Origin of the sequence: Nostoc sp. UHCC 0252, assembly GCF_034931145.1 — a bacterium.
GTDB lineage: Bacteria > Cyanobacteriota > Cyanobacteriia > Cyanobacteriales > Nostocaceae > Nostoc.
The window spans coordinates 1-19,716 of sequence record NZ_JAYGHE010000034.1 but is presented as its reverse complement, the minus strand read 5'-3'; the positions used below and the strand labels follow the sequence as shown (position 1 = coordinate 19,716).

The 19,716-nt window shown below is 41.4% G+C and carries 17 protein-coding genes; 9 read left to right on the top strand and 8 right to left on the bottom strand.

The annotated features are described in order from the left end of the window. The first annotated feature begins 381 nt into the window (after positions 1 to 381). From VB732_RS19095 to VB732_RS19080, 4 genes are all read left to right on the top strand, one after another. Complete coding sequence (locus tag VB732_RS19095; protein ID WP_323232482.1) at positions 382 to 642, top strand: hypothetical protein; 261 nt, start codon at positions 382 to 384, stop codon at positions 640 to 642. A gap of 258 nt (positions 643 to 900) precedes the next feature. Beyond that, a complete protein-coding gene (locus tag VB732_RS19090) occupies positions 901 to 2,586 on the top strand; it encodes a hypothetical protein (RefSeq protein ID WP_323232481.1) in 1,686 nt (561 codons plus the stop codon). 121 nt (positions 2,587 to 2,707) lie between these two features. Then, positions 2,708 to 3,271, top strand: a complete 564-nt coding sequence (locus VB732_RS19085; protein ID WP_323232480.1) for an HNH endonuclease signature motif containing protein — start codon at positions 2,708 to 2,710, stop codon at positions 3,269 to 3,271. After that, a complete protein-coding gene (locus VB732_RS19080) occupies positions 3,268 to 4,374 on the top strand; it encodes a hypothetical protein (protein WP_323232479.1) in 1,107 nt (368 codons plus the stop codon). Before VB732_RS19085 ends, VB732_RS19080 begins: the two co-directional genes overlap by 4 nt. Positions 4,375 to 4,383: 9 nt before the next feature. On the opposite strand, the gene VB732_RS19075 is transcribed toward VB732_RS19080, so the two are convergent. From VB732_RS19075 to VB732_RS19045, 7 genes are all read right to left on the bottom strand, one after another. Beyond that, positions 4,384 to 4,812: a hypothetical protein gene (locus VB732_RS19075; RefSeq protein ID WP_323232478.1), complete on the bottom strand. Its 429-nt coding sequence runs from the start codon at positions 4,810 to 4,812 to the stop codon at positions 4,384 to 4,386. After that, positions 4,799 to 5,020, bottom strand: a complete 222-nt coding sequence (locus VB732_RS19070) for a hypothetical protein (protein WP_323232477.1) — start codon at positions 5,018 to 5,020, stop codon at positions 4,799 to 4,801. Before VB732_RS19070 ends, VB732_RS19075 begins: the two co-directional genes overlap by 14 nt. Before the next feature lie 364 nt (positions 5,021 to 5,384). Then, positions 5,385 to 6,443, bottom strand: coding sequence for an RNA-directed DNA polymerase (locus VB732_RS19065; protein ID WP_323232476.1), 1,059 nt, complete (start codon positions 6,441 to 6,443; stop codon positions 5,385 to 5,387). A gap of 21 nt (positions 6,444 to 6,464) precedes the next feature. Beyond that, positions 6,465 to 6,809, bottom strand: a complete 345-nt coding sequence (gene avd / locus VB732_RS19060) for a diversity-generating retroelement protein Avd (protein ID WP_323232475.1) — start codon at positions 6,807 to 6,809, stop codon at positions 6,465 to 6,467. A 217-nt stretch (positions 6,810 to 7,026) separates the two neighbouring features. Further along, the gene (locus tag VB732_RS19055; RefSeq protein ID WP_323232474.1) at positions 7,027 to 7,863 is read right to left on the bottom strand and encodes a formylglycine-generating enzyme family protein; all 837 of its coding nucleotides are present in this window, start codon (positions 7,861 to 7,863) and stop codon (positions 7,027 to 7,029) included. 159 nt (positions 7,864 to 8,022) lie between these two features. After that, a complete protein-coding gene (locus VB732_RS19050; RefSeq protein WP_323232473.1) occupies positions 8,023 to 9,327 on the bottom strand; it encodes a formylglycine-generating enzyme family protein in 1,305 nt (434 codons plus the stop codon). 36 nt (positions 9,328 to 9,363) lie between these two features. Then, a protein-coding gene (locus tag VB732_RS19045) for an ISNCY family transposase (RefSeq protein ID WP_323232472.1) occupies positions 9,364 to 10,856 on the bottom strand; the annotation gives its coding sequence in 2 pieces (ribosomal slippage) (positions 9,364 to 9,965 and positions 9,965 to 10,856; 1,494 coding nt in all). A gap of 91 nt (positions 10,857 to 10,947) precedes the next feature. Between VB732_RS19045 and VB732_RS19040 the strand changes: the two genes are divergently transcribed. The 5 genes from VB732_RS19040 (at position 10,948) to VB732_RS19020 (ending at position 18,792) form a co-directional block, all read left to right on the top strand. Then, positions 10,948 to 11,367, top strand: coding sequence for a hypothetical protein (locus VB732_RS19040; RefSeq protein ID WP_323232471.1), 420 nt, complete (start codon positions 10,948 to 10,950; stop codon positions 11,365 to 11,367). A 241-nt stretch (positions 11,368 to 11,608) separates the two neighbouring features. Beyond that, entirely contained in the window at positions 11,609 to 12,013 is a 405-nt protein-coding gene (locus VB732_RS19035) for a hypothetical protein (protein ID WP_323232470.1), read from the top strand. A 397-nt stretch (positions 12,014 to 12,410) separates the two neighbouring features. Next, positions 12,411 to 15,266 carry a BREX-6 system phosphatase PglZ gene (gene pglZ, locus VB732_RS19030; RefSeq protein ID WP_323232469.1) on the top strand — a complete coding sequence of 952 codons (2,856 nt, stop codon included), beginning with the start codon at positions 12,411 to 12,413 and terminating at the stop codon, positions 15,264 to 15,266. Between the two features lie 15 nt (positions 15,267 to 15,281). Further along, positions 15,282 to 16,598, top strand: a complete 1,317-nt coding sequence (gene brxD, locus VB732_RS19025) for a BREX system ATP-binding protein BrxD (protein ID WP_323232468.1) — start codon at positions 15,282 to 15,284, stop codon at positions 16,596 to 16,598. 79 nt (positions 16,599 to 16,677) lie between these two features. Next, positions 16,678 to 18,792: a DEAD/DEAH box helicase gene (locus tag VB732_RS19020; RefSeq protein WP_323232467.1), complete on the top strand. Its 2,115-nt coding sequence runs from the start codon at positions 16,678 to 16,680 to the stop codon at positions 18,790 to 18,792. Between the two features lie 75 nt (positions 18,793 to 18,867). On the opposite strand, the gene VB732_RS19015 is transcribed toward VB732_RS19020, so the two are convergent. After that, positions 18,868 to 19,110 carry a hypothetical protein gene (locus tag VB732_RS19015; protein ID WP_100902141.1) on the bottom strand — a complete coding sequence of 81 codons (243 nt, stop codon included), beginning with the start codon at positions 19,108 to 19,110 and terminating at the stop codon, positions 18,868 to 18,870. Positions 19,111 to 19,716: the final 606 nt, after the last annotated feature.

Genomic DNA, 19,716 nt, shown 5'->3' with positions numbered 1-19,716 from the left:
GAGAGCAATAATCTCAGGCGACGTATACAGCTTCAAACGCTTCAAAGTCAGTTGTCGTCCTGCTGGTAATTTGTTATTCGGTGCAAATCCATTTCCCGGCTGTGTACCCCTCACCTTCTCTGGTTGCGCCAGTGCCTCGGCTACTCATCAAGCGGTCACTCTGGATTATGCTGTCAAGGTTCTGTGGGCTTTGAGATTGCAAAAGGGCGATCTCTTTTGTTTTGCCTCATGAATATAATGTACTATTTTGGCTAGCCATTGTCAAGACATTATCTAGCCAAAAAGCTGATTTATATGGGCTTGAGAGATTAGTAGAATTTATAGCCAGTGGCTAGACCGTGTTTTATAGTGTAAATAGTTGTTTAATTCAATGGAATAAAAATGGTAAACGAAAGAAAGCCGCCTGCAAGGAAACGAGGCGCGCAATTAAATGTCCGCCTTGATAATGACCTATATGTTGATTACAAGGAGTTGCTTGACAGGGAAGGTACAAGCATGACTGAAGATATAGAAAATTACATCAAAAGTAGACTCGGCAAAGAAAGTGATACCAATGTTATTGATATCAGGCAAGTAATAGAAAGACAACAACAAGAAATAGCGGAGATAAAAGCAGAATTGGGAAAATTAAAGGCGGGCTAGCCGCAGAAAATCAACAATTGAAAAATCAGCTAGATGATATGCTAGCCAGCGCCAAAAACCTCATTAATCTAGCAAGCAAGTCGCCCCCTACACAACACTAGGGGGCGAAGCTTTTAAAGGGTGATTATTTCTGTCTAGCTTGGTTGCAATTGTGGCTAGCCTAATGCTAGACTCAAAGCAATTATGCTGACAAATTAAGACCCCCAGCGATTGTTTTGCAGGCAGACGCTGAGGGTAGTCCCACAAACTCCCAGGTTTATGGTTAATCAAACAATATCAAATCCTCCTACATTATGCACAGAGGACAATACCGCTATTGGCCACTACATCTGCGGCGAAACCTCAACCCTTGATTACACTAATCTCAACACCAGCATCCAGGAAACCTTTGCTGCCATAGACAGATTCGAGTGGCAGGCATCCGACGAACTACGGCTGATGCGGGATAACGGCTATTTCCAAGATGGCGCATACACCAGCTTTGAGGATTACTGTGAAAACGAGTTGACCAAACACGGTGGATATCGCAGGGTCAAGGATTTATTTGCAGCCAAGCGAGTAGTTGATATTCTACCCGAAGAGTTAAAAGACAAGATCACCAAACCTTCCCAGACTCGCCCCTTACTCCGACTGGTCAAAACACCCGACAAACTGCAACAAGCCGTAGCGATCGCGTCCGAAGAGAAACCCTTTCCTACAGCTGCCGATTTCGCTAGAGCAGTACAACAGGTTGCACCAACAGCTAAACGCTCCACAAAAAAAGAAAAAAGTCAAACGCAATTGTGTAATTCTGTCACGGTTTCATCACAATCTCATTCCCGTTTTGGGGAGTCGGGAGTGATTGAGGCAGATGCACCAAACGTTTGGCAGCAGACTGTCACCTTTGCTGATGGCGAAAAACTGCTGGTCAACAATACTGATCTAGATGCCCCAAGTGTTCCATTTCCCAAAGAAAGAACATATCCAGCCGAGTATGCTGAGGTAATCGCAGCACTCAAAGAACAACATCAGCAAGAGTTAGAGCGACTTTCCCAGGAATTGAGGATTGGTTTGCAGACAGAAGCCACTGCCAGAGCCGAAGAACAAGTACGAGAGCAAATCTCATCCTTGCAAAACCTGTTTCAGCAGCAAAAGGAAGAAAACATCCAATTGCAGCAGCGGCTTTTCGAGTTGGAAGGATTGAGGCAGTTGGAACTTGAAAACCAACGATTACAACGGCGTATTCAAGATTTGGAACACGCTGTACAAGAACACCCTGGCCAGCAGTGGGAAAATACTCTCACCCTGCAAGCTACCAAAGCGTTAAACAAAGAAGTTAAGCGTTCGCTGGGGAAAACTATTGACCTGCGATCGCTGGCTGTAGAACCGCCCAAAGAAAATGCCCCAGAATGCTTACGCTTGATGGGTATGGCATTGAGCAATATGGCTTGTGCGATGAACAACACCCAAGCACTCGAAGCTGCGGCAATAATCCTGGGGAGTGAACCAACACCGCAGGCGATCGCTGTAAGAGCCGAGCAATTAGAAATGTTGCCCCAGGCGATTAGCGAAATTCGGGCTGTACTATCCAAGCCTGGGTGTAGCTGGTGGGACTATTTGACTGTGGCTACTGAGTATGAGGCTATCAAAAATGACTACTGGGCGGAGTTAACCACACAAGAGATAGAGTTAATCACTGCTTTGGAGAAAGCCGAATCCTCCAAGATTACGGAGCATACGGTTCTTCACGAAACCCCTGCCGAGTCTGGTTCTTCTAATTGCGAATTGATTGGCGTTGGTTCTATCGTGTCTCACGCTGACCCCTATCGCACTTTGTATGTGGAACGGGGTGAAGTCGTGGAGGATCTGGGCGAAGAATTGGTAGTGGCGTGGGATTGTTGGCAAGAACGCTCAAAGAAGACTGACAGGTATTCCAGAGAGGAGTTGCGATTCTGGGAAGGATAACTAATTTTTGCCCGTGCCAGTAATTTCTTAGACACGACTTTATAAATACACAGATAATGCCAAGCCCCGCGCTGACAGTGGGGGAAATTTCCGTGCGTCAACATAAACAGGAGAGTGAATTATGACGAATTATAAAGGTATTCCACCAGAAGATTTAATTTGGGCAGTCAAGCATTTTTCATATTGCGCTCTCAAACTCTACAGCTATGCTTGGGCTGTACATCCTTATAAGCCCAAATACGACAAATACTCTACTACCTACATCCCTAGAGTGATCTTACTCTCTGATTTGGAGATGAAAGCAAACGTCTTAAATAAGGCGATGACGGAAGTAACCGATAGCAAATTGTTTAAGATATTTTATCTTCCCAATAGACCCTGCTATGAAAAATATGCTGGTATGGTCTGTTTCTCCGAAAACAAACATGGTATTTACTTGCCTGAATCGACGGAGTACAAATTCAGCGCTTACGACGAGTTTTTAGCATCAGAATACTGGCAAGACTGTAGAAGACTAGTTCTAGCTAGAGATAATTTTAGATGTGTAAAATGCAACGCCAATCAAAAATTACAAGTTCATCATTTGACTTATGATCATCACGGTTTCGAGATGGAATACTTGGATGACTTGATTACTCTGTGTCGTCGCTGTCATGCCTCTGCTCATCATGGAGGTGAGAAATGACTACTAAATTTAAACAGTCCACTGGCTCAAAACTAAATCATCCTCACATGATTATCCCGTCAGAGGACACCACATGGGCAATCAGTCAAAAACCATCTGTACTGAGATTTTGGCAGCAGTGTTGGCTAGCTGACCCATTCGGCTCACGCTGGATGAAATTGGTGACTAATTTGAGTGATTCAGCTTTTAGATTGGCCAGAAGAGTATTGGAAGCAGCTGGTTTGTTTATATTTCGTCGTCTCAGCTGTGGCAGTGATGGCAGAACATCAGTTTGGGAAGTAAAAAATCTGCATGGCGCGCGAGTTAAAGATTTTTGGCAGAGCGAGAAAAACAAAGCGGATACCGCCTCAAATAAAGCGGATAACGTTTCAATTAAAGTGAATACCGCGACAATTGAAACAAACATTGCCACTCAAAACCAGTCAGAGCAAGCGTTTAGGAAACCCTCACGAACTCCTCAGAAACACCTCACGAACTCTTCAAAAGAGATCGTGAGGTGTGATTCTTCCACTTCATACGAAAATTCGCGTGTAGAGGTGACGGCTGACGCGCCTTTTGGGGGCGCGTCGCCTCAGTCTGTTGTAAGCGTGGAAGAAGAGAAAGAGTTACCTGCGGTAACGGACTGCACATCGCTAACGCTTGTGGAAGCTACACAGGATGAATCTGCTTCGTTGTTGGGAGAAAAGCAGGATTGTCGTGTTGAAGTGACAGTCCCTCATGAAGGCACGTTTTCCGCCGCGCCCGTTGCTCTCAATTGTGAAGAATCAGCCTCATCCAGCCTTTCCCCTTCGTTAACGGATGAAAATTCGGTTTTTCATGTAGAAGCCAAGGCGGATAACGTTGACCAAAATTTCGCCGCGCCTGCCCCAAATGATGAAAAATGGTCAAGTGAAGCGATCGCAGCGCGGTCTAAGGCTCGACCAGAGCGGATGCAAAAACTTAAGCTGGCGGAGGTGTTGAGCGAAAATCCTGGGTTTGAGTTTCTGGCGGAATGTTGGAATGATGACCCCGCTTTGCAGATTGTGATTAAAAAACTGGTGGTGAAGTTTCCGCAGTGGGGGATCGCTTGTGCGGATGGGGCGCTGGTGGATTGGGAGGAGTAGAGCGATCGCTTATTTTGGAGTTCTTTTCTTAGGACTGACTACAAAATATAGCTGTGAGCGATAAAAACAAACATCAAACTCCATAAAAAAATTCACTTGCCCTAAAATTAGAGGTACTTGTACAGCTTTTGTCCAAGCAAATACAAGTTGAACAGGTTCAAATTGAGCCACTATTGCTTGAATAACCACAACACGAGCCTCAAACTGAGCCAGATTTCCTGTTAAGTTTAAGGTTGCTGTTTGACGTTCCCAAACATACCCCAAATCAAGACCTATTTGATAGGGTAAGACGTTAACTGTCGCTCCTGTATCTAATAATGCAGATGTTGTGATAGAGCATTGTTGAGTTGCAAGTGTAATTGGCATCTGTGGGCGAAAACCAGCTTCTCCCAATGCTGTATCAGAGTTGACAAAAGGAAATTGCTCAACATTCGGCATTGTTTTGATTTTGTGTTGCTTGCAAAACTTCTAGCATCGTGTTTGCCGCATCAATTGCATTATATGGAGACCAGACAGGATAAGATTGCTCTGGTTTAATTAAATCAGCTTCTTGTTGGGCTAATCCTGAAATCAAAACTTGCACAACATAAAGTTTTTCAGCACGGCTGAGTCCTTGAAGCGTATTCAATAATTCTGCTGAAACCATGTTTGCTGCTCCTTTGTATAGCCCAAACCCATAGAGAAATTGCATTTCTCAAAGACAGGATTGTGCTGTTGTAGAGTTGAGCAACTGTTCGGTTTACACCTACCAAGCTACCCAACTCAGTTTGATTTTCGGATATCGTCACCGACATCACAGGTGTAGGTTGGACTCTTCGTTTGCACTCTCGACAGATTCCCACCTGCCAACTCTCGCGGTGAAGAGTACTCCCAACGGCACACACAACCCGAAACCCAATATTGTTGTTATCGTTGTCGCGGTTGTTGTTGTTGTTGCGATACGCGGAACGGCAGTTTTCAGGATTGTTGTTCCAAGAACCGCCCCGCAGTCGGGTTCGCCTACCCCTTCTCTACCTTCTCCTAAAATGGAGATAAGTAAATATCTGTTTGCGTAGTTGCCAAGTATCGCCATGCTCTAAGTGTGCAACCCAACTTTTTATGGATTGAGTCACTTGATTGAGTTCGATTTTACCTTGGGCATAGTCTATTTGCAATCGCTTAAGTCTACGTCTTGCATGATGCAAATTACTATTTTTGACCCGCATTCTGTCAGAAAATACTCTGAATCCCAGAAAGGTTGCGCCAATTTTAGTTTCAAATAATTGGCTTTTTATCGGGTGAATTTTGAGCCTTAATTCAGCTAAGTATGCTTCTATTTCTAATCTAGCGTCTGCCAATAATTCTTTGTCATCGCTAAATAGAGCAAAGTCATCAACATAACGGACATATTTGGATATTTTTAGCTTTTCTTTCACAAAATGGTCAAAACCATTTAAATAAATATTTGCAAAAAATTGGCTGGTTAAATTTCCAATTGGTAAACCTTTCCTACGAGTCACAGAAGTAAGTAAATCATCACCAAGGAAATAATCAATTACTCCTTCTTGTTCGTTACTGTTGTCGATAATAGTCTCAATCAACCACAGCGTATCAGAGCATTTAATTTTACGATGTATTAATTCTTTTAAAATATTATGGTCAATACTGGGAAAATACTTTTTGATATCACACTGAAGCACATAGCGGCTATTCCGAGCAAAGTGAGCAAATTTTTTTAATGCTCGATGCGTCCCAAAACCAATTCGATTAGCGTAAGAATCACCTATAAAAGTTCTCTCGAAAATTGGTACTATTATGTTACACAGTACATGGTGAACAACTCTATCTCTATATGGTGCGGCTGAAATTAGACGGCTTTTTGGATTGATTAGATGAAAAGTGCGGTAAGCTCCTGGCTGATAAGTTTTATCTATTAGCTGTTTCTGTAATCTAATTAATTCAGTCTCCAAATGATAATTAAAATCTAAAACATTTTCCCGAAAGCGCTTCCCTTTTTGTGCCTGACGACACGCAGAAAGTATATTCTCGAAATCAATAACTTGACAATAAAGATTCCCGTAACGCTTCATTTTATTTTTATTAAAATCAACTCATTTGTCTCTTTCTCTTTGCTTTTTGATCCATCCGCCCAGTTCTGTACCAATTTCATCTATTATTTTGATAGCATATTCATATCGCTGAACTGACATTAAATTAAAATCAAGCAGCATTCGTGTTTGATAACGTAAAATATCCAATTGAGTATTAAGAGATTCTAATTGAGGTAGTTTATCTTTTGCATATTTGGCTTTAATTAATCCCTCTAATAAATTGTACAATTGGTTAATTAATCTATCTCCTAAAGTGAATTTATGAATTTTCGGTAATCTATCAATAATTGGCACGTACCATTTAATGCAGTCATAAGTCTTTTGAATGACCGATAATTCTTTCATTTTTTTAATGAATCTTAATACTTAAGGGGGTATTAACCACCAAAAACCGGATATAGTGGATAACTCTTAAAAATCTTAATACAGCTTTAGTCACTGCCTCAAAACCTGGGTAATAAATGTATTTGTTTCTCAAAAAAAATTAGATCGCTCCACTTCGTTACGCTAAAAAAGTAAAAAAGAACAAGTGCAAAGGGGAAAAGGACTAAAGTATAAAGGGCTACTGAAGAATCCTCCCAACGGCACACACAACCCGAAACCCAATACTGTAGTCATCGTTGTCGCGGTTGTCGTTGAAGTAGCGATACGCGGAACGGCAGTCCTCAGGATTGTAGTCCCAAGAACCGCCCCGCAGCACGGCTCTTACTTGCTTTTGAGAAGGATTATCATTCTTACTATCAAACCATGCACTCCCATCTGTTGGCGCACCTACATAGTTGCTGTGCCAATCATCAAGACACCATTCATATACATTTCCGTGCATATCGTATAATCCAAAGGCGTTTGCTACTCCAAAACTGCCCACTTCTGTTGTTTCCTCTCGGTATGTTCCTTTCACACCTGCACCATAAGTTCTGGTAGCATCATAATTGGCTAATTCTGATGTAATTGTTTCTCCAAAATGGAATGGTGTTGTTGTACCTGCTCTACACGCATATTCCCATTCTGCTTCGCTAGGCAGACGATATTTTCTGTTAGTATGGGCTACAAGGCGATCGCAAAACTCCACCGCATCATACCAAGACACTTGCTCTACAGGGCGATTTGTACCTTTGAATTGCGATGGGTCAGCTTTTAGCTCTTTATTGACTTGTGGTAATGCTGCTACGGCTTTCCACTGTGCTTGAGTAACTGGATACTTACCCATGCAAAATTGCTGAATATTTACTAAATGTTGAGGACTTTCTGAATCCCTATGCTCTAGTTCATCATCTGGTGAACCCATCAGAAAACTACCGCCAGGAATCAGCACCATATCTAGCGTAATTCCATTACCCAAGTCTTCTACGTAGTATTGGGCAGTTTTATATGTTTCGTTTATAACTATTTTTGGCATTGACTATATTTAATAGTTTTTTACTTCCAAAATAAGAGTTTTCTAATCATTATCAAGTCAACACCGTCTTTTTCCAAAAAATTAGATCGCTCCACTTCGTTACGCTAAAAAAGTAAAAAAGAACAAGTGCAAAGGGCAAAAGAACTAAAGTATAAAGGGCTACCGAAGAATCCTCCCAACGGCACACACAACCCGAAACCCAATAAGGCTGAGATCGAGGTCGCGGTTGAGGTCGTTGAAGCGAGACGCGGAACGGCAGTAGGCAGGAAAGTAGGCCCAAGAACCGCCCCGCAGCATAGCAGTTCCTTGTCTTTGAGAAAGATTATCATTCTTGCTATCAAACCATGCACTCCCATTTGTTGGCGCACCTTCATAGCTACTGTGCCAATCGTCAAGACACCATTCCCAGACATTTCCGTGCATATCGTATAGTCCAAAGGCGTTTGCTACTCCAAAACTGCCCACTTCTGTTGTTTCCTCTCGGTATGTTCCTTTCACACCTGCACCATAAGTTCTGGTAGCATCATAATTGGCTAATTCTGATGTAATTGTTTCTCCAAAATGGAATGGTGTTGTTGTACCTGCTCTACACGCATATTCCCATTCTGCTTCACTCGGTAGGCGGTAGCTTTTTCCTGTATGTTGGGAGAGGCGATCGCAAAACTCAACTGCTTCGTACCAAGAAACTTGCTCAACGGGGCGATTTGCACCTTTAAAATTAGATGGTTCGGGGTTTAGTTCTCGGTTAACCTGGGGCAGAGAGGCGATTGCTTGCCACTGTGCCTGTGTTACTGGGTATTTTCCCATGAAGAACGACTGAATATTTACTTGGTGCTGAGGACGTTCATCATTGTTACTATTTTCTTCATTCTCTGGTGCGCCCATTATAAAATTGCCTTCTGGAATGGATACCATTTCTAGTTGCGCTCCATTCCCTAAATCTTCAATGAAATATTGGGCTTGTTTAAGACTACGGTGAATATCTATTTGTGAATAATTTACCTGTCTTTGGATAGTATTTTTTAAATTTGTTTTATTAACTTTTTCGCCGAATGCTGATGATAAAACTTTCCATAGATTACTAGCAACATTCTTTAATTCTTGTATAGAGTAATTTGATGATGCTGCTATTTGCTCATAAGTCTGATTTGATATTGTTTTTTCTATAATTAGTTGTTCAACTTCAGTTAAATGCTTTTCTGTGTGAGAAAATACTAAATTATCAACAAATTCTATAAAATTAACTATATTAGATTTTTTGATTTCCGTGATGGTCGCAACTTCAAAATTAAAATTTTCTAAATGAAAATCACTACCAAAAGTGATGGTTTTCACTTTAAATGTAAATGGTTTTAGTGGCAGTAAGGTATTTAAGAATAGCTCTCCTGATTCAGTTACATAACTATATCGCTGTGCCAATAAAGCATATTCACCTCCCAAACGACGGAGTACGTCTAAGCCCACTCTAGCAAAAGGTAAAACCTAGTGTGGCAAAACTTACTAGAGAAGACGGCTCTCTAGATTAGCCAAGTAAGCCTTGGGGTCTCTGCGAAATCGATACTGTTCAATTCTGGCTTTGTGGTGTTTTTGTAATTGAGAGCGTAATTCGAGCCAAGTAGGAATATCAACTTGCGCTAAATCAGATGCGCTAAAAGAATGAAGCTTAGTAGCGATCGCACAGGCAAGTTTGACAGAACCACGAATAACGAGGGATGAGGGGGCAACTTTACGACCAGTACAACGACGTTGATGATGACGTAGCATACCAAAAGCATGTTCTAAGTCATTATTAGTTCGGGGAAAATCTTCAATTTCGTAACAATGAAAAAGTCCAGACCAGTAGTTATGGGTAGTTTTGATAAAGTTATCTATTGCGGTATTGAGTATACCAGCTTTCTGTTTTTGTTGGGACATTTCTGTTAATAGTTCCTGATAACTTTGTTTGACTCCAGCAGCATCAAGACCTATTTTATTATTGAGAATATTACTAGCTTTATCAACCCACTGATATGCAACCCTCACAGGTGAAAATAAAGATGCAGTCGCAGATAAACCCTTAGCTATCAGGTGTTTTAGGTTGACTAAGGGTGGGGTTAAAGCACTTTTTTTTCCATCCGTTCTAAGCTTTGCTCTATCAATGTCAAATTTTCTTGTAACTTTAATCCTGATGCCTCTAACGGTGGATGACCATCATTAGTTATAGAACTACGTACTGCCGAGCAATAATCTTCGATAATAGTTGCCATTTCCTGAGTTTCATTAGTAACACTACGTTCAATGTCTCGTAATCCTCTAACTTTTTTCTTTAATTCCTTTTTTGCATGTCGATCCGCCTCATATATGGGAATAATAGCTTCCTTCAGGTAATGGTAATGACATAAACCGTGAGCAATTCTAGGTAATGCTAGCCTAACAGCTTTGCGAATTGATTGTTGCCCATCACTAACAACTCCATCAATTGGTACATTTAGGGTATTAGTTACTTCTAATAATAACGCCACTAAATCTTCATTTCTTGATGATAATAAGGTTTTAGCAAGTAAGATTTCTCCTGATAAGCAATCTCGAATTACCCATAAGACCTCATGTCCAATTTCTGGCTGCATCCCATCAATGGCTAATATCACCCGTCCTTGATTAGCCACTATTGCTTTTAACCTTTTATAATCTTTTAGCCATAAAGAAAGTAATTCGTCATATCTGTCAATGAGGTGCGTGACCGTTCGTTGACTTATACATATACCCTTTAATTCAAGGTGAGTGTGTATTTCGGGAACACTTCTATGTTCCTGGTACCGTAATGCTCCTATGTAAGCAATCACATCTAAACCAAATTCGTTTTGTGGTAGAGCGAATGACCCTTCTTGCTCTGGTCGATATGCTTTTTTATACCGCAGACATGACTTATTTCGACATCGACGAATTTTTAGCTGTAGTTCTACTACCCCGTTTAACGTTCTTATATGTCGAGGATTATTGTATTCATTCCACATTGCTTGACCGCACGAGGGGCATTTTTTTTGAACACAATCGAGTACTTCAAACGATGTTGCCTCTGGTTTTAAACTTTTTCTTGCCAAGTTTTTGCACCATTATTTCGCTACAAGGTCAAGATTACAGGATTTTCGCTCTTCTCTAGTAAGTTTTGCCACGCTAGAAAAAGACTACGACTGGTCACACTTAGCCGCCCGATACTTTCCTCAACGCGTAGACGAAAAATGTCAACAAGACCCATCCCTAGCAGTAGCCCACGGCTGCTTCTGGAAATACCACCCCGCCAAAGCCTACGAATGGGAACTAAGACTACAAGACGAAATCGCCCCCGACTTCACCATAGATGAAATTGACTCCGACCAATTGCGACAAGAAATTATAGATAACAACCCCGAATTCGTAGCAGAATTGTCAGAAAAAGAGGAAAAGCGGCGAGAACGTAAACGCAAAAAACAAGACCCAGAAGAAGACTGGACTATTCCCCCTGCCCCAGACTACGAGGAAGAATGAGGTAATGCGGAAATTCGGCACTTATTTCCCCCTCAATTATCCGAAAAATCGTCTTTTAAAAATTTATAATTAAACTTGTTTAGCAATACATAGCTGAAAATACATCAATAGGACTTACGTAAGATTGATGTATTTTTGTCATTGCGACCCTATGGAAGCAATTTCAAACCTAGATTTTTCGTAGTCTGTGCGTAAGCCCTAACCAATTAAATTGAAGTAAGTCTCTGGAGTAACTGTATAAATGAATCAGCAAAATTCAAAACCATTATATAATACAAACAATGTATGGGAAGAATTAGTAATTTCGATTTTATCTGTAAATCAATATACACTAAGCAAGACTTATTTAACTATTGAAAGTATGAGAGAAATAGGATTATTTAATCCCGATAATTTAAAACAATGGGATATTAATGAGATGAATCAACGTCTTACTCAAGGAGGTTACGAACGAGGTTCTTTTATGAATAATCTATTTGCTGAAAGGTTGGCAGCTTTAGGAAGTTTAATTGCTAATCAAGGTATAAACAAGTGTGAACAAGTGCTTTTGAGTAGAGATAAAAAACTAATTACAGATTTTTTAATGCCTATAAAAGGAATTGGCCCCAAAGTTATTGAAAACTACTTTTTTCTTCAAGAACTATAAATAATTATGTTATTTGTAATTAAAAATTAAAAAATAGTAATTAATCAATAACTAACAAAAAATATAAGCAATAAAAAAGTGCATCATAGTTAGCTTCTAAATAATTATTACAACAATTAAGGAGAAATATTATAACTTACTTAAACGTACAACTTTCAGATTCCTTATATAACCAAATTGAAGCCTTAATAGCCGAAGAAAACATTTCTTTAGAATAACTTCTAGCTACTGCACTATCAGCACAAGTTTCCGCATGGATGACCAAAGACTATATCGAAGAAAAGCCAAACGCGGTAGTTGGGATAAATTTCAGCAAGTTTTAGCTAAAGTCCCTGACGTAGAACCAGAAGATCACGACAAATTGTAAGACACAATTCCGCATTCCCCATAAATTTCTATGTCCATCATTACCACCTATTTAGAAGACGAAATAAAACAGAAATTACGGGAACAAGGTATAGTCATCTGGCTAGATAAAGACGCACACTATAACAGTTATGTTGATGAACTGATAACCCGTCATCGCCAAGGTGAATTTTTTGCCCCAGTCGTCGCCTTTCGCGGTAGTTATCTAGAAATGTTATTTGCCCTGGAATCTTATGGTAATGGACTTGTCCCCGAACCATTGCTAATTCATCTGCCCGGACATACAGAAGATACAATCCGCAAAACCCCAATTTTAGAACTTTACCGGGCTGGTTATCGTTTTCGCAAAGCTTTAGACACCCTTATCCGCGAAGCCTCTACAGGTCAAGTTACTCCCACAGAATTAGAAAACTACCTTTCTCAAAGCGTTACCGACCTCACCGCCGCCGAAACTTGGTTAGAAAATACCCTCTCCCAACCCCAAGACAGCCTAGCTAAATATTTAGATAATTTCAGCCTAGAGTGGATTTTGGAAGGTTTGCTGGATTTAGACAGCATCATAAATGAAGCTAAAAAGTTACGGGCTAAATTCCCAGATACCCACAGCCTCGACACCCTTACCCAACATCTTTACCGTCACACAGGAATGGATGAGACGTTTTTACAGTTCTACAGCAACCAAGAAACCCTCTCCTTTTCCAGACTAGGTGAAGCCTTCGCCGCGTGGCTAATGTGCGTTGAATATGTCCAAGACCTCAACCGTTCACCCCATCTTCCCCAACTCCAACCCCTCAACCAACTTTCTCCACCCCTACGGAAAAACTGTAAACAACTAATAGAATATCTTCGCCAGCGCCATCCCGACACCTACGCCACCAAAGCGGTAATTGTAGAGTCTCACTTAGAACCAGAACTACAAAAACTTACCCCAGAAGAATTAAGTAAAATTAAAACTTTCCAATGGGGAGAAAACGCAATTCTAGCCGCAGCCGTCCAAGCACTATTAGCGGCGGAATTTAGCAAAGTTTTAGGCTGGTCACAACCGCGCACAGAATCACCTGCATTTTGGTTGGAACGCGATCGCACTCATAAAATAGAATGGACACTCATCCAATCAGCTGCGACTTTCGGCGATAAAATTCAAAACTCAGGACGCATCAAAACCTTAGATAATCTGAGAGCAGCCCTAGAATACTATACCCAATCTGGTTATCAAGTGGATCGAGCGCATCGCCGTTTTGAGCAGCAATGTTTTAACCTGTTAGAGTCTAAATTACCCCACTTTGCCCAACTTCTCGAAGCCACCGAAAAACTCCGCCGCCAATACCGAATTTGGGCAGATACCTTAGCGCAAGACTTCACCGCCATCTGCCAAAAAGACAGCTTTTTACCAGAAGACGACCTCCAACAGCGAACTCTCTACGACCAAGTTATCCACCCTCTCACCCAAAACAATCATAAAAAAGTTGCCTACTTCTTAATTGATGCCTTCCGCTACGAAATGGCTACAGAACTGCTAAAAGAATTTACTGAAGCTGGTACTATAGTTTCCCTGAAAGCGAGGTATGCAGAATTACCCAGTATTACCGCCGTAGGTATGAACGCCTTAGCCCCTGTCAGCCAAGGAGGAAAGCTACTCTTAGCTGGTGATAATGGCTTTAAGGGTTTTAAAACAGGTGAGTATACAGTCCGTAGTCCCCAAGAAAGGGTCAGGGCGATGAAAGATAAAAGCATCTCTCATCATGGTAAGGGTAACAAAGACATTGCCAGCTTTAACCTAACTGAAGTTCGTAATAATACAACATCTAAGCTGAAAAAAAGCTGTGCTGATGTCCGTTTGATTGTCATTCACAGCCGAGAAATTGACGATGCAGGGGAAGCTAACCTGGGTTTAGCCACCTTTGAAAGTTGGCTTCAGCAAATTAAAGCCGCCTGGAATCACTTAAAAAACATCGGTGTGAATGAATTTGTCTTAACTGCCGACCACGGTTTTTTACTGCAAGACCACACCACTCAAGAAATAAAATATGGTAGTAAAAAAGACCCTAACCGCCGCCATATCATAGATTTAGAACCACGCTCTGAGCAAGGGTGTGTTACAGTTTCTCTGAGTTCCCTAAAATATGAAGGGCAAAATAAATACTTAATTTTTAGTAAAGATACATCTGTATTTGCCACAGGTAATCCCGGCGCTACTTTTGTACACGGTGGTAACAGCTTGCAAGAGCGCGTCATTCCTGTACTCACAGTATCTCACCGTTATAATTCCCATTTGGGAATGGTGAAATACTTAATTGAAGCTCAAGCAGATAATAACAAAATTCGCTTAAGAGTTAAGCCAGCCCCCTTACCTCAAAGCGTGCTAAATTTTGCCGAAGCCAAGACAATTAATTTAGCTTTCCATGTTCCTAACCGTCAGGATATCCAGATCACAATTAAAGATGTTATCGGCGCAGGGATAAATAACCAACAACTGCAAATTCCCGTTACAGATGAATGGGTAGAAGTGCTATTTGACCTAAGAGGACAACGTGATGAGCGAGTCCGCATTGAGATTTTTCACCCTGACGGGATTGAAGATATAGAAGCGACCATTCCCCAAGAATATTTTGACGTTTCTGGTTCCCTAAAAACCGAAATTCCTACCACACAAACACCAAGCATCAATGATTGGCAAGATAGTTTTGAGGATAAAACAGTAGCCCAAGTATTCCTTCATCTCCAAAAACATAACTCTATTACTGAAATAGAACTCACTCAAATTCTCGGTAACGCCAGAAAAGCCAGGCGTTTTGCCTTAGATTTTGAGGAATACTTGAAGAAAGTTCCCTTCTCAGTCAGGATTGAAACGACAAGTAATGGTAAGCGTTACGTCAAGCAAAACTAAAATTAAAAATCAACTATGACAATCAGTGAACGAGATATTGAGCATATCTTTGAACGCCTGCGTTCTGGAGTTGTTCCAGAAAGAGGTTTAGAAGCTTTTGCAGTCGGTATTGACAAACAACGTACAGAAATCCATCGCCAACTCAAACTAGCAGCTGATGGGGAAGGTGTATTTAAATTTCTTCGTGGTGGCTATGGCTGTGGTAAAACATTTATGTCATGTTTGGCAATTCTGGATGCCCAAGCCCAAGGTTTTGCGACTAGCTTTGTAGTGGTTTCTGACAACGATTTACACTTTTACAAATTTGATGATGTTTATCGTAAAGTCGTACAAGAATTGGGAACTAGTTCCTGTCCTAGAGGTGCTTTAAGCGACATCATTGACCGTTGGATTGCCCGTGTAGAAGATGCCCTAATTGCTGGGGGTGCTGACGAAAACAGTGATGAGTTTGATACTCTAGTGCAGCAACGTATGGAAGAAGAACTCGCCTCCCTAACTGGTGGTAAAGCCCCAGAAGATATGGCTAGAGTATTGCGGACTATTTTTATACTTAAACAAAAAGGTGAAATTGCGGAAGCTAGTGCTTTACTTTCTTGGCTCTCTGGTAGTGAAAATGTAGCAGCCAGCGCCAAAAAAATTGCCGGAATTAAAGGAGATATTGTCAGCCGGGATGCTCTCGATTACCTACAGGGTATTTTAGAGATTGTCAAAGCCGCAGGCTATAAGGGACTAGTAATTGTCATTGATGAAGTAGAAACAATTTTGCGAATGCGTCACGATAGCCGAGGTAAGTCCTTAAATGGAATTCGTCAAATTTGTGATGCGGCAGACCGCTACAAAGGCTTACTATGGATTTTTACAGGGACACCCGAATTTTATGATACCAAACGTGGTGTAGGAGGTTTGGAACCTTTGAGCGATCGCATTCAATTTTTAGCTCCTGGTGGTTTTGCCAACCCCCGCCAACCCCAGTTGGATCTCAAACCTTTTGATGCTAAACGCCTTAAAGAAGTAGCCTTAAAATTGCGGGAAATTTATCCCACTGTAAATAAAACAGTCCTAACTACCAAAGTCACCCCTGACTTTATTGAACGACTGGTTGCCAAAGTGACGGCAGGGTTTAAAGGCGATGTTGGAGTAGTTCCCCGCCAGTTCTTGCGCCAATTTGTCAACGTGTTAGATTTGGCGGCTAATGATGAGGAATTTGACCCCATGATCGCCGAGGGCTTTGAAGCTACTAATTTAACAGAAGACGAAATCCGTATTCGGGAAGGTCGTCCCCTTTTTGATGCCGAACCAGAGGATATTCAAGGCTACGCTGTGGAATTTTAATCAGGTGGAGAATTGGGAATTGGAAAGATTCTAATTTGAAATTTTGTAGCTTACTTCCTGTAGGATAGTTTGAATTTTTATGACTTCTGCCTTTGCACGTTTTCCTCCCCGTCTACAACAAGCAATTGTCTCCCGCTTGGGCTGGTCTTCTCTCCGCCCTGTGCAAGAACTGGCGGCACACGCTTTATTAGATGGTAAAAATGCAGTAATTTTAGCTCCTACTGCTGGCGGAAAAACAGAAGCCTCTATCTTTCCGCTATTGGCAATGTTAATGGAGCGTGAACCCCAAGGAGTTGGTTTAATTTATATTGCACCAATCAAAGCTCTCTTAAATAACCAAGCCGAGCGTTTGGGGAGTTACACAGAAATGGTTGGTTTGCGCCGCTTCCTGTGGCATGGAGATATTAAAGATTCCCATAAACGGACTTTTATCAAAGAGCCAACAGCAGTCTTAATGACCACCCCTGAATCTTTAGAGGTCATGCTGCTATCTGCCAAAGTACCCCATGCCAAAGTATTTGGAGATTTACGCGCTGTAGTTATTGATGAAGTTCACGCCTTAGCGGGTACAGACCGAGGCGCTCACCTGATGTCTGTGATGGAACGGCTAGGGCGTTATACAGTCAATGATATTCAGCGCATAGGGTTGAGTGCTACCGTTGGCAATCCGGCTGATATTCTGCATTGGCTGCAAGGGACATCAAAACGGGAAGGTGATGTTATTGAGCCTCCAAAAGTGCCTTCTCAAAAAGATTTGCGCGTTTATTTACGAGATACACTAGGAGCGATCGCTCAAGAAGCTAGTCAATTAACCCAAGGAAAAAAGAGCCTGTTTTTTTGTGACAGTCGCTCACTGGCTGAAGACATTGCCGAACGAATGCGAAATCGCGGGACTGATGTATTCGTTCACCATAGTTCCGTCTCTCTAGAAGAACGCACCGCCGCCGAGGAACGTTTTCAAACAGGAAGTAATACCAGCATTATTTGCACTTCCACCCTAGAGTTGGGTATTGATGTTGGCGACTTAGACTTAGTATTACAAGCGAATGCAGCTTCTACAGTCTCTTCCTTTTTACAACGCTTGGGACGCACGGGTAGAAGGGCTGGTCAACGCGCCAACACTACATTTTTTTGTGAAGATGTGGAGACAGTATTGCAAGCGATCGCTATTGTTGAACTAGCGAGAAAAAGCTGGGTAGAATCTGTTCCCATTCAAACCAGAGCTTGGGCTGTCATGGTGCATCAGTTACTAGCTTTAACTCTACAATTTGGTGCTATTAGCCCAGAACGCTGTTGGGAGCATTTGTCTAGCGTACCTGACTTTTCCGGTATCAACTATACAGAATTTGAGGTACTAATCAAGCACATGATTCGGGAAGACTTCTTGTTTCATGCAGGTGGCTTACTTTCAATGGGAGATAAAGCAGAACGGGTTTTTGGTCGGAAAAACTTTATGGAACTCTACGCAGTTTTTAGTAGCCCATTGCTTTATAAAGTACAAACACCATCTGGCTACACCATCGGCTCTTTAGAGCAAGCGTTTGTGGATAAACTAGTTGCAGATATGAGTTCTTTCCTGCTCAGTGGTAAGGCTTGGACTGTTACCCATATCAACCACCAAGAGCGTATTGTTGGGGTTGTTCCAGCTCCTCGTGGTAAAAAACCAAGTTGGGGCGGCTTTGCTCCGCAACTATTAGGTTATGACCTGTGCCAGCAAATTGCAGAAATCATTAAAACAGAGGATATTATTCCTTATATTGATCCTAGAGCGCAAGCATCTGTAGATGAATTTCGTACTGACCTTAGACCATTACTGATAGATTCGCAATTAAGTATTCAGATAGATAACGAACGAGCGTTGTGGTGGACTTTTGCCGGCGGACAGATTAATCACACCCTCAAATATGGTCTGCAATTCCATCATGATTGGAAGATTGTTGCTGATAACTTCAAGCTCAAAATAGAGGGAGAAAGTCTTGGTCAAGCTACGTTAAGTTTGGCAATTACTCAGATGAGTGATAAAGACTTTTGGCAAAGCCCTAATATACAAAAATTTATCCTGTCACAATTACCAGAGTATCGTCTGAGTAAGTTTCAGGCAGCATTACCGGAAATCTATTCTTTAGAAATGATTGGTAATTATTTGCTAAACCTTCCTGGCGCAGCTAATTTTTTGTATTCCAAATTCAACTAAATTTCCTCACCACCCGTTCCATCGACAAACCAACCTTTTCGCGTGATTCTTTCAAATCTATAAAAATCAATAGCTTCAATTATCATCAGCATCAGTACCCTTGGTTGTGTCTCCTCCTCTAGTTTCGCCAATCAACTGAGCGTCTGGAGAAATAAAGCCTCGCTCTTTGCCTAACCGAAAAAAGTGAGTTTCAATGTATCTATTAACACTAGTGTTTTCCTCTCTGGCTAATTTACTTAGAGTTTCTACCACTAACTCGTCAATTCGGAAGGAAACAGGCTTTCTTTTTCTGGACATAAACAAGAGCAAGACTTGCATGGACACCTCCTTATATTACATTTGCTGTGCTTTTCATTTCGTTATGCAACTAAAAGTACTGCAAAAGTATAGTATAATGCAATGCTTTTGCTATACAAAAATCTGATAGTGAGCAAGTAAAAAGCAGAATAAATCTGATATCAAAAGTATTGCAAAAGCATTGCGATTGGTCTATATTTATTACAAGGGCAAAGGAAAGCGAACCGCCTGCACCCAAACGCAAAAAGGGTTCGCAAGTCTAACCAGTTACAGATTTGCTCAACATAAAACATAGATTTGAGAAACGAGAACCTCCCGTCGTATAGCACAAGGTACGCCAGGTAAAGTCGGCTGGGGGAGATACTCAAAATCACTCAATAAATCTACTCATACTCCAATTAGGACAGCAACCGCGCACGCAATACCTTCTTTACAGCCTTGTGCTGTGGATTCTTACGAGACAATAACTGGAATTTAAAAATATGAGGCTACGCCAAAGCAATTTGAGAGCGTTGCGGTAAACCACAACGTTGTTCACGCAAAACAAAAGGCGATCGCAAACTTTGCACCGTGAGCGATCGCCTTTTTACCCCAAACAAGAGGTATTTCTAATGATTACACAGACTT

What these genes read in the sequence shown, in the direction of transcription:
- VB732_RS19095 (WP_323232482.1), top strand. Translation starts at nt 382, where the DNA reads ATGGTAAACGAAAGAAAGCCGCCTGCAAGGAAACGAGGCGCGCAATTA.
- VB732_RS19090 (WP_323232481.1), top strand. Translation starts at nt 901, where the DNA reads ATGGTTAATCAAACAATATCAAATCCTCCTACATTATGCACAGAGGAC.
- VB732_RS19085 (WP_323232480.1), top strand. Translation starts at nt 2,708, where the DNA reads ATGACGAATTATAAAGGTATTCCACCAGAAGATTTAATTTGGGCAGTC.
- VB732_RS19080 (WP_323232479.1), top strand. Translation starts at nt 3,268, where the DNA reads ATGACTACTAAATTTAAACAGTCCACTGGCTCAAAACTAAATCATCCT.
- VB732_RS19075 (WP_323232478.1), bottom strand. Translation starts at nt 4,812, where the DNA reads ATGCCGAATGTTGAGCAATTTCCTTTTGTCAACTCTGATACAGCATTG.
- VB732_RS19070 (WP_323232477.1), bottom strand. Translation starts at nt 5,020, where the DNA reads ATGGTTTCAGCAGAATTATTGAATACGCTTCAAGGACTCAGCCGTGCT.
- VB732_RS19065 (WP_323232476.1), bottom strand. Translation starts at nt 6,443, where the DNA reads ATGAAGCGTTACGGGAATCTTTATTGTCAAGTTATTGATTTCGAGAAT.
- avd (WP_323232475.1), bottom strand. Translation starts at nt 6,809, where the DNA reads ATGAAAGAATTATCGGTCATTCAAAAGACTTATGACTGCATTAAATGG.
- VB732_RS19055 (WP_323232474.1), bottom strand. Translation starts at nt 7,863, where the DNA reads ATGCCAAAAATAGTTATAAACGAAACATATAAAACTGCCCAATACTAC.
- VB732_RS19035 (WP_323232470.1), top strand. Translation starts at nt 11,609, where the DNA reads ATGAATCAGCAAAATTCAAAACCATTATATAATACAAACAATGTATGG.
- pglZ (WP_323232469.1), top strand. Translation starts at nt 12,411, where the DNA reads ATGTCCATCATTACCACCTATTTAGAAGACGAAATAAAACAGAAATTA.
- brxD (WP_323232468.1), top strand. Translation starts at nt 15,282, where the DNA reads ATGACAATCAGTGAACGAGATATTGAGCATATCTTTGAACGCCTGCGT.
- VB732_RS19020 (WP_323232467.1), top strand. Translation starts at nt 16,678, where the DNA reads ATGACTTCTGCCTTTGCACGTTTTCCTCCCCGTCTACAACAAGCAATT.
- VB732_RS19015 (WP_100902141.1), bottom strand. Translation starts at nt 19,110, where the DNA reads ATGCAAGTCTTGCTCTTGTTTATGTCCAGAAAAAGAAAGCCTGTTTCC.